General features: G+C 64.0%; 9 protein-coding genes. 5 read left to right on the forward strand and 4 right to left on the reverse strand.

Features of this window, described 5'->3' with window-relative positions; genetic code table 11:
- The first annotated feature begins 15 nt into the window (after positions 1-15).
- The 4 genes from R5W23_RS00980 (at position 16) to R5W23_RS00995 (ending at position 6,311) form a co-directional block, all read left to right on the forward strand.
- Positions 16-1,794 carry an ABC-F family ATP-binding cassette domain-containing protein gene (locus R5W23_RS00980; RefSeq protein WP_320684713.1) on the forward strand — a complete coding sequence of 593 codons (1,779 nt, stop codon included), beginning with the start codon at positions 16-18 and terminating at the stop codon, positions 1,792-1,794.
- A 239-nt stretch (positions 1,795-2,033) separates the two neighbouring features.
- Entirely contained in the window at positions 2,034-3,326 is a 1,293-nt protein-coding gene (locus R5W23_RS00985) for a DUF1501 domain-containing protein (protein WP_320684714.1), read from the forward strand.
- Positions 3,327-3,428: 102 nt separating this feature from the next.
- Complete coding sequence (locus R5W23_RS00990; RefSeq protein WP_320684715.1) at positions 3,429-3,770, forward strand: hypothetical protein; 342 nt, start codon at positions 3,429-3,431, stop codon at positions 3,768-3,770.
- A 66-nt stretch (positions 3,771-3,836) separates the two neighbouring features.
- Positions 3,837-6,311 carry a DUF1549 domain-containing protein gene (locus tag R5W23_RS00995; RefSeq protein ID WP_320684716.1) on the forward strand — a complete coding sequence of 825 codons (2,475 nt, stop codon included), beginning with the start codon at positions 3,837-3,839 and terminating at the stop codon, positions 6,309-6,311.
- A gap of 91 nt (positions 6,312-6,402) precedes the next feature.
- Here the strand turns inward: R5W23_RS00995 and R5W23_RS01000 are convergent, their stop codons facing one another.
- The 4 genes from R5W23_RS01000 to R5W23_RS01015 all read right to left on the reverse strand — a co-directional run bounded on the left by R5W23_RS01000 (position 6,403) and on the right by R5W23_RS01015 (position 13,524).
- Positions 6,403-7,737: a UDP-glucose dehydrogenase family protein gene (locus R5W23_RS01000; RefSeq protein ID WP_261185892.1), complete on the reverse strand. Its 1,335-nt coding sequence runs from the start codon at positions 7,735-7,737 to the stop codon at positions 6,403-6,405.
- Positions 7,738-7,910: 173 nt separating this feature from the next.
- Positions 7,911-9,500, reverse strand: a complete 1,590-nt coding sequence (locus tag R5W23_RS01005; protein WP_320684717.1) for a phytoene desaturase family protein — start codon at positions 9,498-9,500, stop codon at positions 7,911-7,913.
- A gap of 781 nt (positions 9,501-10,281) precedes the next feature.
- Positions 10,282-10,908, reverse strand: a complete 627-nt coding sequence (locus R5W23_RS01010; protein ID WP_261185894.1) for a class I SAM-dependent methyltransferase — start codon at positions 10,906-10,908, stop codon at positions 10,282-10,284.
- Between the two features lie 237 nt (positions 10,909-11,145).
- Entirely contained in the window at positions 11,146-13,524 is a 2,379-nt protein-coding gene (locus R5W23_RS01015) for a HEAT repeat domain-containing protein (protein ID WP_320684718.1), read from the reverse strand.
- 295 nt (positions 13,525-13,819) lie between these two features.
- Between R5W23_RS01015 and R5W23_RS01020 the strand changes: the two genes are divergently transcribed.
- Positions 13,820-14,134 (forward strand): carboxypeptidase-like regulatory domain-containing protein, encoded by a 315-nt coding sequence (locus R5W23_RS01020; RefSeq protein WP_261185896.1) that lies wholly within the window; start codon positions 13,820-13,822, stop codon positions 14,132-14,134.
- Positions 14,135-14,537: the final 403 nt, after the last annotated feature.

Below are 14,537 nucleotides of genomic sequence, written 5' to 3' on the forward strand. Positions count from 1 at the left end.
GAAAGCAGCCGCACGATGGGCATCCTGTTCCAGATCAGCAACGCGCACAAGAGTTACGGCGATCAGGTGCTGCTCGACGGCGCCACCGCCACCCTCAGCGACGACACGAAGGTGGGGTTCGTCGGGCGAAATGGTGCCGGCAAGAGCACCCTGCTCCGCATCCTGCTGGGTGAGGAGGAACTCGACAGCGGCGAGATCGCCCGCGGGACCAACTTGCGGCTGGGCTACCTGCGCCAGCACGACCCGTTCTTGCCGGGCGAGACGGCGATCGAGTTCCTGATGCGCGACAGCGAGCAGCCGGACTGGAAGTGCGGTGAGGTGGCCGGGCAGTTCGAGCTGAAGGGCGCATACCTCAACGGCCCGATTGCAAAGCTCTCGGGCGGGTGGCAAACGCGGCTCAAGCTGGCGGCGCTGCTCCTCCACGAGCCGAACCTGCTCGTGCTCGACGAGCCGACCAACTTCCTCGACCTGCGAACGCAGATCCTGTTGGAACACTTCCTGAAGGAGTTCCGGGCAGCGTGCCTGATCGTCTCGCACGACCGCGCGTTCCTGGCCGCCACCTGCACGCACACACTCGGATTATCGCGCGGGAAGCTGACGTATTTTCCCGGCAAAGTAGACGCCTACCTGAACTTCATGCAGGAGAACCGCGAGCGGGTCGAGCGTGCCAACGCCGCGGTCATTGCGAAGCGCAAGCACCTGGAAGACTTTATCGCGCGGAACAAGGCCCGGGCGGCGACCGCCGGCCTCGCGCAGTCGAAGGCCAAGGCGCTGGAAAAGCTCGAAACCGAAGAGGTGCTGGGCGACGAGCCCACTGCGCACATCCGCGCGCCCATTGTGGAACCGCGCAAGGGGGTCGCACTGCGGTGCCGCGATGTCGCCATCGGCTACCCCGACCGCGAGATCGCGTCGGATGTACAGATCGAAATCGACCACGGCACGCGCACCGCAATCGTCGGCGACAACGGCCAGGGGAAAACGACCTTCCTGCGCACAATCGTCGACTCGCTGAAACCGCTCAAGGGAGACGTGAAGTGGGGACACGGGTGCAAATTGGGCGTCTACGCTCAGCACGTTTATACCACCCTGCCGGATAACGAAACGGTCGAGGGGTACCTGCAACAGAAGGGTAAGGGTCGGAAGATTCAGGAGGTATTGGAAGTCGCAGGCGCGATGCTGTTCCGCGGCTCACACCTCCAGAAGAGCGTCAAAGTGCTGTCGGGCGGCGAGCGGGCGCGGCTCTGCCTCGCGGGGCTGCTGCTCAGCGATTACAACGTGCTCATTCTCGACGAGCCGGGCAACCACCTCGACGTCGATACCATCGAAGCCCTGATGGACGCGCTGGACGAGTACAAGGGTACGGTGATCTTCACGAGCCACGACCGGCACTTCACCTCGCGCGTGGCGAACGGCGTGATCGAGGTGCGCGACGGCAAAGTGCTGATGTACAGCGGTAAGTACGAGGACTACCTCTATCGCGTGAACAAGGAGATCGAGGCCGGCGAGCGCGAGATGGCCGCGAACCGCCCCAAGCTGCCTGACCAAGTGCGTAACGCCCCGAAGGGGGGCCGCGGCGCCCGGAGCGAAGAGAGCATCCGCCAGGAGATGGTTAAGCTGGAACAGACGCTCACAGCGCTCAACGAGAAGCGGAGCGCCCTTGAGGTGCGCCTCGGCGAACCCGCAGAGGACGACGAGCTTCAGCGGATGTGCGATGAGTTGGCCGAGGTCGCCGAGCAACACGACGCGGCCGAGCAAAAATGGCTCGCGCTGCAAACCGAACTTGAAGCGCAATAGGTTGCGAGCGGGTGACTGGCTAACGCACCAGTTGCCCGCCCCACGCTGACCCCGCCTCTCAACTCTTCCGCGCTATCGCACGACAATTTCAGTTGACTTCGCCCAGCGGGAGGGTGAATACTCAGTGAGCGGCGCGATGCTCGGCACAACCTCCCGAGTGCCACCCGAACCGCACACGCCCATCTCACTATGGGATCTGAATCCCCTCTTACCCGACCGCGGTCGCGAGGGTTCCGCTCATGCTCCGATTTCTCGGCTCGGCCCGTCGGTTTTGCGACGGGCACACCCGCCGCGATTTCCTCCAGATCGGCGCTTTCGGTTCAGGTCTGACCGTGGCCGACGTGATGCGGCACCGCACGGCGAGCGCGGCCGGTGCCAAGAGGCAGACAGGTACGGCGCAGAAATCCGCGATTATGATCTACCTGCCGGGTGGGCCGTCCCACCTGGACATGTACGACCTAAAACCCGACGCTCCGGCCGAGTTCCGCGGCGAGTTCAAACCGATCAAGACGAACGTCTCCGGGGTCGAAATCTGCGAGCACTTCCCGCTGCAAGCGAAGATGTGGGACAAGCTCGCGTGCGTCCGCTCGGTCGTGTCCGTCGACGAGCACTCGGACTCGCTGGTGATGACCGGCTACCCTGAACGGGTCAACCGAACTGCGGACCACCCCAGTTTCGGATCGGTGATCTCAAAAGTGCGATCTTCAACCGGAGGGGCAGTCCCGCCGTTCGTGAGTCTGCGTGGGATGAGCCGGGGCACCGAACCGGGTTACCTCGGCATCGCGCACCGACCGTTCACACCGGGCGGCCAAGGGAATGCGAACCTCCGACTCGCTAACGGCGTCAGCGCCGACCGGCTCGGCGATCGCAAGAACTTACTCGACAAGTTCGACGACACCCGCCGTGAAATCGATGCCACCGGCACGATGACCGGAATGGACGCGTACAATGAGAGAGCCATTGAGATGGTGACGGCCGGGGTCGTCCGCGACGCACTCGACCTCAGGAAGGAAGACCCGAAGGTCGTCGACCGCTACAAGGGAGTGGAGGCGTTCCTGACCGCCCGGCGTCTGATCGAGGCGGGTGTCGGTTGCGTCACGCTCTCGGTCGGCGGCTGGGACACCCACGGGCAGAACTTCCAAACTCTCAAGCGGCAACTGCCGGTCGTCGATAAGGGCATCGCGAACCTGATCCAGGACCTGCACGACCGCGGGATGCAGGACGACGTGGTGACCGTGATGTGGGGCGAGTTCGGCCGCACACCGAAGGTTAACGCGAGTGCCGGCCGCGACCATTGGTCCCCGGTGATGAGCGCCCTGATCGCCGGCGGCGGCTTGAAGATGGGGCAAGCAATCGGCGCGAGCACTGCCAAGGGCGAGCGGCCGAAAGACAACCCGCTGAGCGTACCTCGTCTGCTCAGTACCATCTACGGCGTTCTCGGGATCGACCCCGGTATGACCTTCGCCAACGGCGCCGGCCGTCCGATGTACGTCCTTGATGAGCGCGAGCCGGTGAAAGAGTTGGTCGGCTGATGACGGCGAGGGATCGGTGCGGTACGGTATAACGGACGGATCGTATTGCTCCGTTCGCATCGCGCGGGCCACCAACCGACGGCCTCTTGCAGGTGTGCCCTTATGCCCATCCTCTCACGTAACGCCGCGTTCACCCTGATCACCTTTGCGCTGCTCGTGACGGGGTGCGAGTCGCACAACACGGGCAAGATCGTCGGCCAATGGAAGGCCGCCGACGGCGCGATGTTCGAGTTCACCGCCGACGGCCGGTTCATCGCCAGCGGCGGTGCAACGATCCAGGGCCGATACAGCCTCGGATCCGGCGACACGGTGTACCTCAACGATCTCGATCCGCCGTTAAAAGGAGCCCGCCGGACCCGCGAGAGGATCTGCATTGCCGGCGACACGATGAACCTCGCCGGTGGACGGAGCACACCTTCCAAAACCTTCACCCGCGTGAAGTGAGCCGAACACCCCACATGACGCCGCACCCGCGTGCGCACCGCCTGCCCCCACGCCAGAGACGTCCCAATGACCCGCCGCGCGCTCGCGCTTCTCGCCCTCTGCGTCGCCGCTCCAAGCTCCCGAGCCGCCGACGCCCCGATCACCGCCATAGTTACACACCCGACGGGCTTCAACCTGAAGGGCGCGGACGACGCCCCCCAGCTCCTGGTTACCGGCATCCGCACCGACGGCCGCTCGATCGACCTCACCGGTACAGCCCAGTACGCTGTCGGCGACCCGAAAGTTGCCCGCGTCGAGCCGAACGGCCGCGTGTTCCCACTCTCCAACGGCGCCACAGAGATCACCGTTCGGGTTGCAGGCAAGGCGCTCAATGTGCCGGTGGTGGCGGGGAAGATGGAGACGCCGCTGCCGATCAACTTCGCCAACCACGTCGTGCCGATCTTCACCAAGTTGAACTGCTCGTCCGGCGGATGTCACGGAAAGATCGCTGGGCAAAACGGGTTCCGCCTCTCCCTGCTCGGATTTGACCCGCCGTTCGACTACGAGAACTTGTTGAAGGAGGGTCGCGGGCGCCGCGTGTTCCCGGCCGCCCCGGACGCCAGCCTGCTCCTCACAAAGGCGATCGGCGCGGTCCCGCACGGCGGCGGCAAAAAGATGGAGAAGGACAGCGAGGAGTACAAGATCGTCCGCCGGTGGATCGCGTCCGGGCTGCCCTACGGCGACAAGAATGACCCGGCTGTCACGAGGATCAGCGTCTCCCCCGAGAGCCGCGTGCTTGACCGCAAAGGGCGGCAACAACTCGCGGTGTACGCTCACTACTCCGACGGCTCGGCGGAGGATGTGACTCGCCGCGCGCAGTACGAGAGCAACGACACGGACATCGCAACCGTGTCCGAAACGGGACTGGTGAACACACTGAGTATCACCGGGCAGGCCGCGGTAATGGCCCGGTTCAACGGGCAGGTAACCGTGTTCCGCGCGACCGTTCCACGCGCGGGAGCGGCTGCGGCGTTCGACTTCAAGGAACAAACGGTCGTAGACCGTCACACCGCGCAGAAGTGGAAGGAGCTGAACATCGTCCCGTCGGGGTTGTGCAGCGACGAGGTGTTCATCCGCCGACTGTATCTCGACCTGACCGGCACCCTGCCGGAAGCGGAAGATGTCCGAGCGTTCGTCGCCGACAAAGGCGCCAATAAGCGAGACGCCCTTGTTGACCGGTTGCTCGAAACGCCGGAGTACGCATACTTCTTCGCAAACAAGTGGGCCGACATCCTCCGCGTCAAGCGCCGCAACCAGCCGAACCGCGCATACGGCACGTTCGCGTTCCACACCTGGATCCGCGAGGCGGTCGCTGCGGACAAGCCCTACGACGACTTCGTGCGCGACATCCTGTGTGCGATCGGCGACGAGACCAAGTCCCCGCCGACGGTCTGGTACAAGGAGGTCAAGACGCCCGAGCAGTTCGTGGACGACGTGAGCCAAGTGTTCCTGGGGCAACGCCTCGCGTGCGCGAACTGCCACCACCACCCCTACGAGAAGTGGTCGCAAGACGATTATTGGGGCGTGGCGGCGTTCTTCGGACGCGTCGGGTTCAAGAGCGTGCAAACGCCCGGCGCGTCGAACCAGAACCAGCAGAACCAGAAGCAGGTTCTGTTCGTGCGCAGCGCCGGCGCCGTTCAGAACAAGCGCACGGGTCAAACCGCGCCGATGAAGGCGCTCGACGCCGACCCCACAACCGCCGCGAGCGACGAGGACCCGCGGCAGAAGTTCGCGGACTGGATGGTGTCGCCCAAGAACCCGTTCTTCGCGAAGACGGTCGCGAACCGATACTGGGCGCACTTCTTCGGCCGCGGCATTGTCGATCCGCTCGACGACATGCGCGTGACCAACCCGCCGTCCAACCCCGAACTGCTCGACGCACTGGCGCAGACGCTGATCGACAACAAGTACTCGCTGAAGACCCTGGTTAAAACCATCTGTAAGAGCCGAACCTACCAGCTCTCGCCCGAACCGAACGAGTTCAACACCGGGGACAAGCAGTCGTTCGCCCGCTACTACCCGAAGCGCCTCCAAGCCGAGGTGCTGTTCGATGCGGTGATGAAGCTGACCGACAGCCCGACGAGTTTCGCCGGGCTGCCGACCGACAAGTTCGCCCCGACGCGGGCGATCATGCTGCCGGACGAGTCGTTCCAGTCGTACTTCCTGGACGTGACCGGCCGCCCGCAGCGGATCAGCGCGTGTGAGTGCGAGCGGGTGAACGAGGCCAGCCTCGCCATGACGCTGCACCTGCTGAACAGCCAGGAAATACAGGACAAGATCGCGCGACCCGGCGGTCGCGCGGACCGGCTCGCCAAAGACAAACGGTCCGACGCCGAGAAGGTCGAGGAGCTGTTCCTTCTCGCGACCGGCGCGAAGCCGAGTCAGGATAAGCTGGCGCTCGCACTCGATCACATCGCTCGGCACGAGAAGAGTAAGAAGACCGCCTACGAAAACGTCATCTGGGCGCTGCTGAACTCGAAAGCGTTCCTGTTCAATCAGTAACACGCCGCGCCGTTTGTTAAGTGCCGCACCGTCCACGTCCCGCTTCGGTTATGTGATCTCGAAGCGGGACAGGCTGTGGATCAAGAAGAAATCAGTTCTTCCCGCGACCGATCCCGTAGTACGTGAACCCGGCTTCGAGCAGGTGATGCTCCTGCTCGGCGTAGAGATTACGTCCGTCGAAGATCACCGGCGCCGCGAGCCGCTTCTTCACCTCGACGAAGTCGGGGCCGCGGAACTCCGGCCACTCGGTTACCAGGACCAGGGCCGTGGCCCCGTCGAGTGCCCCCAGCGGGTCGGCCGCGTACTGCAACTTGTCACCGTAAATGGCCTTCACGTTCTTTGCGGCCTCGGGGTCGAACGTCTTTACCTTCGCCCCGGCGGCCAGCAGCGCGTCGATGAGGGTCAGCGCCGGGGCCTCGCGGATGTCGTCGGTCTTCGGCTTGAACGCGAGCCCCCACACGGCAAACGTCTTGCCCGCGAGTTGACCGCCGAAGTGTTTCGTAATCTTCCCGAACAGCACCTTCTTTTGCGCGTCGTTCGCCTCGTCGACCGCCTCGCAGACGCGGAGCTTCACGCCCATCCGCTGCGCGGCGGCGATGAGCCCCAGCACGTCCTTCGGGAAGCACGACCCGCCGTACCCCGGGCCAGGGGCGAAGAACTGGAACCCGATCCGCTGGTCGTGGCCGATGCCCTTCCGGACCGCGTTGATGTCGGCGCCGGCGGCGTCGCACAGGTTCGCGACCTCGTTGATAAAGCTGATCTTCGTGGCGAGCACCGCGTTCGCGGCGTACTTGGTCATCTCCGCGGACTCGGGCGCCATCACCAGGAACGGCCGGTCCACGGTGCAGTACGGCGCGTACAGCTCGCCGAGCGCCTCGCCGACCAGTTCGTGGCGCACGCCCACGACCACCCGGTCGGGGTTCATGAAGTCCTCGAGCGCGGCACCTTCCTTGAGGAACTCGGGGTTGCTCGCGACCGACACGTGCGAGCAGCCGTTGGCAATCACCCGCTCCGTGACGGCCCGGTTCGTTCCGGGCGGCACCGTGCTCTTCAGAACGATGATCCGGTCACCGGGCGCGCCTTTCGGCAACTCCTTGAGGGCCGCACACACGCCGTCAACGACCGCGTTCACGTACTTCAGGTCCACGTCGCCGTTGGGCAGTTCCGGTGTGCCGACGGCAACGAAAATGAACTTCGCGCCGCGCACGGCCGCGGCGAGATCGCCGGTGAAGGTGAGCCGCCCGGCCTCCCGGTTGCGCTTCACAAGAACGTCGAGCCCAGGTTCGTAGATCGGGATACCGCCGCCCTGAAGCAGCGCGAGCTTTTCGGGGTTGTTGTCCACACAGGTGACGGAATTGCCGGTCTCGGCAAGGCACGTTCCAGTAACCAGTCCGACGTACCCAGTGCCAACGACAGCGACGTTCATGCGGGCTCCGAATCCTGTTGCAACTCAGGGACAAGCGGCGGTGCTGATGTGGTACCTGCGAGCAATCGGGTTTCAAGAGTTACTTGGCAGGCTGGGACAACTTTTTGCGTGGTCTCACGCCCCGCGGCAGGAGTGAGATCGCGCAACGACGTGTTTTCAACTTATTCAGCATTTCACCGGTCCTTCAACATTTCGCGGGCGGCATTGAGTCCGCAGGCGCCCATCACCCCGCCGCCCGGGTGCGCCGCCGCGCCGCACAGGTACAGCCCCTTCACCGGGGTGCGGTAGTTGGCGTAACCGGCCGCCGGGCGGAAGCTGAACATGCTCGACAGGCTCATCGCCCCCTGCATGATGTTCCCGCCGGTGATGCCCCACATCCGCTCCATGTCCGGTGGCGGGATGACGATGCGGTGCAGCACGCTCGATTTGAACCCCGGCGCATACTCCTCCAAAATGTCAAAGCACCGGTCCGCAAACTTGTCCTTTTCCACCTCCCAAGTCGTGCCCTTCAAATGGTACGGCGCGTACTGCACGAACATACTCAGGATGTGCTTACCTTCGGGCGCGAGCGTGCTGTCGAGGGCGGTTGCCATCGTGCATTCGAGCATCGGGTTCTGGGACCAGCGGCCGTACTTCGCGTCGTCGAAGGCGCGCTCGATGTAGTCCTGGTCCGGGCAGATGTGCATCGTGCCGTGGTGCTGCGGCCCGACCTTCCCGTCGGACGGAAGGGCCTTCCAGTTCGGCGGCCGGTCCAGTGCCACGTTGATCTTTACCGTGGCCGACGAGTAGTCGATCTTCTTCACCTGCGCGGTGAACTCGCCGGGCAGGTCCTTCGGGTCCATCAGCTTCAGGAACGTTACGTTCGCGTCCGCACAGGAGGCCACCCGGCGCGCGCGGAACTCGGTGCCGTCTTTCAGCGCCACCCCTTGAACGACCCCGTTGTTAACCAGGATCTTGCCCACCTCGGCGTTCGTGCGGATCTCGGCGCCGTAACTCTTCGCGGCCGACGCGATGCTGTTCGAGATGGTCCCCATCCCGCCGCGGACGTACCCCCACACACCGCGCACGCCGTTGCACTCGCCCATCACGTGGTGGAAAAGTACGTAAGCCGTGCCCGGGTGCGACGGCGGCGCGTAGGCCCCGATCACGGCGTCCGTCGCGATGGTCGCCTTCAGTTCCTCCGACTCGAACCACCGATCCAGAATGGGGCGGGCGGCGCCGGTGAGGATCTCGACCGCCTCGGTCGCGGTGGTGCGGCCCAGGCGGCGGAAGCCCATTCCCAGTTGCCCGAGTTTCCAGAGCGATCCCACCCCGCCGAACGGGTCGGGCGGGGTTTGTGTCAGCATCGGCTCCAAGAAATCGGCCACCCGCGTAAGCATGTCCTCGTACTTGGGATACGCGTCCGCGTCCCTCTTCGAGAACTTCGCGATCTCGCGGTGCGTCATCTCTTTGTCCGGCCCCATCATCAGGTACCGCCCGTCCGGGAACGGGGTGAACGACGAGGGGCTGCGCGGCAGCATCTCGAACCCGCACTTCTTGAGTTCCAGGTCCTTAATGATTTCAGGGCGCAACAGGCTGTTCACGTAGGCCGCGGTGGACACCTTGAACCCGGGCCACAGTTCTTCCGTAATGCAGCACCCGCCGACAATCTCGCGGCGCTCGAGCACCAACACCTTGTACCCAGCTTTGGCGAGGTACGCGGCCGTCACCAGCCCGTTGTGCCCCCCCCCGATGATGATCGCGTCGTGGGTGTTGTTCGCCATTCTGCCGCCTCAAGGTGTGCTCGTGGTGGGAGTTATTCTAGGTGAACCGAGCCCCGAGCCCCGCGGAAACGAGCCGCAACGATCACGCGCCGGGTTCCGGAGCCGCCCACCGCGTTGGAGCGATCAACGTTGACCACAAGAGAACAAGGTCGCTCATTCACAGAACCGCCAGCACGTGTGGAGTTAAAACGCCCGCTGATGGCTTTCGCGTTCCCACCACAGGGCACTTCCGGAAGTCCCAACCGTTTCGCCCATCGCTTTTGGCCCTGATCGTTGTTCGAGTACGAGGAGCGATCTCCAGAATTCGCTCGCCACAAGATATTCCATTACAACCATTTGCGACACAAGGACCGAACCGATCTCTGTTCGCCTGCAAGCCGCATTCGGTGCTCCGGCGTGAGATTTCGTGGGTAGTCGCGACCCAGCGAACGGCCAGTCCGCGACCAGTCAGACGGCAGCACTTGTCCAGTCACAGGCCCATCGGCTGAGCCCAGAACAGTGCGACACCGCGCGGGAAACGCGACGAATTACTCGAGTAAGTTCGGTCGCCGTTTTGTGGGAGAGGGTAGTGCTCCGGGAAGCACTTCGCAGCGCTCGCCGGTAGTCCGGAACAGGCGTCGCGGTACTGGTTACGCACAGCATCCCGGATGCGGGGCTCAATCGCTGGAGAATGCGCGGCCCGATGACGAACGAAACAGACCCACCCCACACACTAAACAGATGGCACAGCACCTCCGACGCGCGGAGCGAGTGACGGGGCTGGTCAGCCGTTCGAATCGCTTTATTTCTTCTCTTCCTTATCTTCTTTATCTTCCTTCTTGATGGTCCACAGGTAAATGGTGTGGGTCCGGTCAGCCTCAACCTTCTCTTGCTTGTCTTCCTTCCACTCGTCCATGTCGAAATCGTGCGACACGATTCTCGCCCCAACTTTCAGCCCCTTCTTGAGGACGGGCATCAGGCGCAGGTTCACTTGGGGGTACAGGTAGAGCGTCACAACGTCCACGTCCTTGAAGTCCTCGGGCGTCATCTTCAGCACATCGCCGCGCTTGAACTCGAGCTTCTTGACTTGTTCCTCGGTAAGTTTCTCGTCCTTCACTCGCTTCGCGCAATCTTTGAGCCGTTCCGGGTTGAAGTCGAGCCCCAGCCCCCGTTTCGCCTTGAACTCCTTGACCGCTGCGATCGTGATCCGACCGTCGCCGCAGCCGAGGTCGTACACGGTGTCATTTTCCTTCACGTTGGCCAGTTTCAGCATCGCCGATACGACCTTCTCATGTGTCGGAACGTACACGACCTCGATTTCCGGCTTGATCTCCTTGTCATCCTTCTTGTCGTCGGCGATGACCGGACTGAACGCTGCGAGGGCGGTGACGGACGCCGCGAACAGTGCGAGTGCGAGCAACTTGCGCATGGCGCGACCCCTCCCAGGACTGACGGAAACGCACGAACCCGACCCGTGCGATTATCTCCGCTGGAATAGCCGTCATAAAGGAGATAGTTACGAAAAGCGGAAGAGCCAGCGTGCCCTGTGATTTGCTACCGCCGCACGGTCAGGCCGAGGTCCACAAGGCTTGACGGAGAGCCGCCATCAAGGAATCCGTTAGGGCTTCTCCAGCACTGTCGTTTCCGTAACCGTCTCCATTCGAAGTTACTTTTCGCCGGCGATCGTTCGGATCGCGTCGCGGGCGGCCAAGGCGAGTTCGACCTCGCCCGAGTCGAACAGTTGACGCAGTTCGGGCAGCGCGTCGCGAGCGTCTGGGCCGATCGCCCCGAGCGCCGAGCAGGCCGATTTGAACTCGTAACCCGGAAACGCGTCGAGCGGTTCCTTCGCCCTGCGCAACACGTTCCGCAGGGCGGGCACGGCGGCCTTCGCTTTCGGCCCGTATTTCTCCAACCCGGCCATCAGTACCGTTAGGTCGCCATATCGTTCGAGGCACCGCGCAGCGACCGGAACCAGTTCCGGGAAGTCCGGCGGGAGGCGCCCGAACGCGGCAGCCGCAATCCACGCCCCCGGGCGTCCGCCGACAAACGGTCCGGTCGCCGTGTCGGGCTCCGGCTCTCCACACAGAACGAGCCAAGGGGCCGAACGCCCGCTGGCGAGCCGCTCCAGTTCGCCAGCCATCAGCCGTCGCAGCGCGGGGGTGTCGCCGGTGATCCGGGCTAGCGCGTAAGCCGCCGCGAACCGCAAGTCGGCGTCCGGGTCGAGTAACAGTTTCCTCAGCGCGGGTACGGCATCTTTTGCAGCCGCGCCGCGGTCGCCCAGATCGAGCGCAGCCCCGACCCGCTTCGCGTCGTCCACCGCTCGCAGCACGTCGATCAACTCCGGAACGCCGGGAGGGCGCGGCTCGTGTTCCGGTTCCAATTCCGGGATGAACTCGCCCGCCCCGTTGCGGTCATGTTTTCGTTCGGCCAAAGCGCGTGCCGCGGCGGACCCTTTCGGCGCTCCCGCCCGAATCGCCCAGGCGGCGGCCCGAACAATTTCCTCGTCCTTATCGTCGAGCAGGGGAACAAGCGCGTCGAGGTGCGGCACGCCGACCGGCCCGAGCCATTCCAGACGAGTTGCGGCGTCGGCGCGAATCTCAGGGTCGGCGCTGCGGAGGAACCGCCTCCCCGCGAGGGGTGCGGCGTCTTTCGGGTCAAAGCTCAACCAGGCGGCCGTGTACGCCGCGTCGAGCGCCAGTTTCATGTCCGGTGTACCGGCCAACGTCCGTAGCTTCGGAAGAGCACCCGCCGACCACCGTCTCGCCCCCCGGAGCTGCGCGACAGCAAACGTGCGCATGTAGACCGAGTCCGAGTCGAGGAGCGCGGTGAGCGTGCGGAAGCCCGGCCCGCCGAACCGCCCGATGCGGGGGAGAAGCCAATACCCCTCATACTTTGTGAGCAGCTCTTTGACGGCCGGATCGCGAAGCAACTCGATTATCGCGTCCCGGGCGGCGACGGGAACCTTGGTCGGGTGATCACACAAGAAGTCAGCTGCGATCAGTCGATCTTTCAGCTCCGGGTTCTTGAGAGTTGCGACCAGCCCCGGCACGAACGGCATGACGTCCAGCGCCGGCGCGTCCGGGCGGTAGAAGTGCGGGAAGCGCCCTTTTGAGTGGTAATCGTAGTCTTCCAGCGCCAAGACCAATCCGCCCTGCGCGTCCGTCTCCTTCGCGAGCAGTTCCGCGAACGCCTTGCGCCCGGTCGGCCCAAGACCGAGCAGCGCCTGCCCAGCATCCTTCCGATACAGTCCGCCTTCACCCTTGCGGACGATCGCGGCCAACGCCGGAACGAGCGGCGCCCCCGCCTCCCCGAGAACGCTCAGGACGTCAGTGGTCGAGCCGCCGGGACCGGATTCGCCGGTCTTCAATTCCTCGGCCAGGACCGGGAGGATCTTGTCGGTGATCGCCGGAACAGCCTTGGGACCGATCCGCACGAGTGCCAGAACGGCCGCCACGCGCGGCGGCGGGGCGAACCGACTCGACCCCACCAGATTCTCGTCGTGCTTGTTCGTGGGCTTCAAGAACAGCGCCACCAGTTCAGGAATGGCCTTCTCGGCGCCGGGTCCGAGTTTTGCCAGAATTCCTGCGGCAAAAACCCGCATGTCTTGGCTGTCGTGAGCAAGTAACTTTGCCAGAGCGGGAGCGACCGGGGCCGCATCTTGACCGAGTTCGGCGATGAGCCAGACCACCTCTCCGTGGATTTCGCCCTTCTGATCCACCATCAATTCCATGAGCGCGGGCGCCGACTTCGCCCCGATCCCCACGAGCGCATCGAGTGCGGCTTGGTACAGGCAACCGCCGGCGCGTCTCGTTTCTGGGTCGCCCTCGCTCGCCAAGCGCCGAGCGGTCTGTGCGGCGCGCGATAGCGCCGGGATCGCCTCGGCTGCGGCCGGCCCGAGATCGCCGAGTTGCTCGGCCGCGATGACCCGCTCCCCGGGCGCCCCCGACTCCAACTGCCGCACAAGGTCCGCGACCTTGGGCAGGTCCGCAGCGCACACGGGACCGGCAAAGAGCAAACCGGCGACGGTGAAGACGCAGCGCAGCATGAGACCTCCCCGACGAGTGATGCGGCGGCATGATACCCGATGAGTGTGTAACGGTCTATCGTGGCGGGTGTTGGCCTCCGGATCGGTGATCTCCGCTCGGAGCTTAGCGGCAGAGAGTCGCCGCCGCGGCGGACCACAAGGCCCCGTTCCTCATGCCCGTGAGCGTAACTGGCCGTGACCGTGATGCTTGCTGTGGAAAAATGAAACGGCGGGTCGCAGGGGACGTACTTCTCCCGAGGGTCAGAATGCGGCAGCGGCCCTCCGTACCCCGAACCGCCGCATGGGGACAGGCGACATGCTTCGAGCGCTGATGGTACTTCTTCTTTTCGCGCCGGCGGCCGTGGCGGCGGACGGCAAAGTATCCGGAACGGTGACGGTAAACGGGAAGCCACTGGCAGCAGGACGCGTGATCTTCCACTTGGACGGCGAGCAGTTCGTCGGGTGCAAAGTCAAGGACGGGAAATACGTGATCGACCGGGTGCCGACCGGAACCCGTCGTGTGAGCATTGAGGGGAAAGGAGTCCCCGATACGTTTGGTACCGAGGTCAGTCCGCTGGTGGTTGAGATCCGGGAAGGCCAGAATTCGGAGCAGAACTTCGATCTCAAGTAGACCACGAACTCCTGGAGCGGGGTCGTTCCGATCGGACTACGTCGATCAACAGGTGACAGGACCGTTCGCCGGTGCGGCGGCTTCGGCGTTAGCACCGGTCACCTGAACCGCCCTCACATCCCCTCAAGGAAACGAGTGAAGAAGAACGGGTGACCGAATGCCCCCCGCTTAAAGTAACGCTGCGCCCCGGGGAGAGAGGGGTCACACCAACACTCGATGGATGCGGCCAGACAATTTTGACAGGATCGACAGGATGAACAGGATTTTAAACCGGTCGGTCTTTGATCCAGTCAATCCTGTCGATCCTGTCAAAATGTGTTTTCGTAAACGCGAGGCCCGCGTGGGGCGGGACAAGACCCCAACTGTCCATCCCACCACCGTCGCTAAACGGTATAAATGCTCC

The sequence above is a fragment of the Gemmata algarum genome (assembly GCF_034097035.1).
GTDB classification, from domain to species: domain Bacteria; phylum Planctomycetota; class Planctomycetia; order Gemmatales; family Gemmataceae; genus Gemmata; species Gemmata algarum.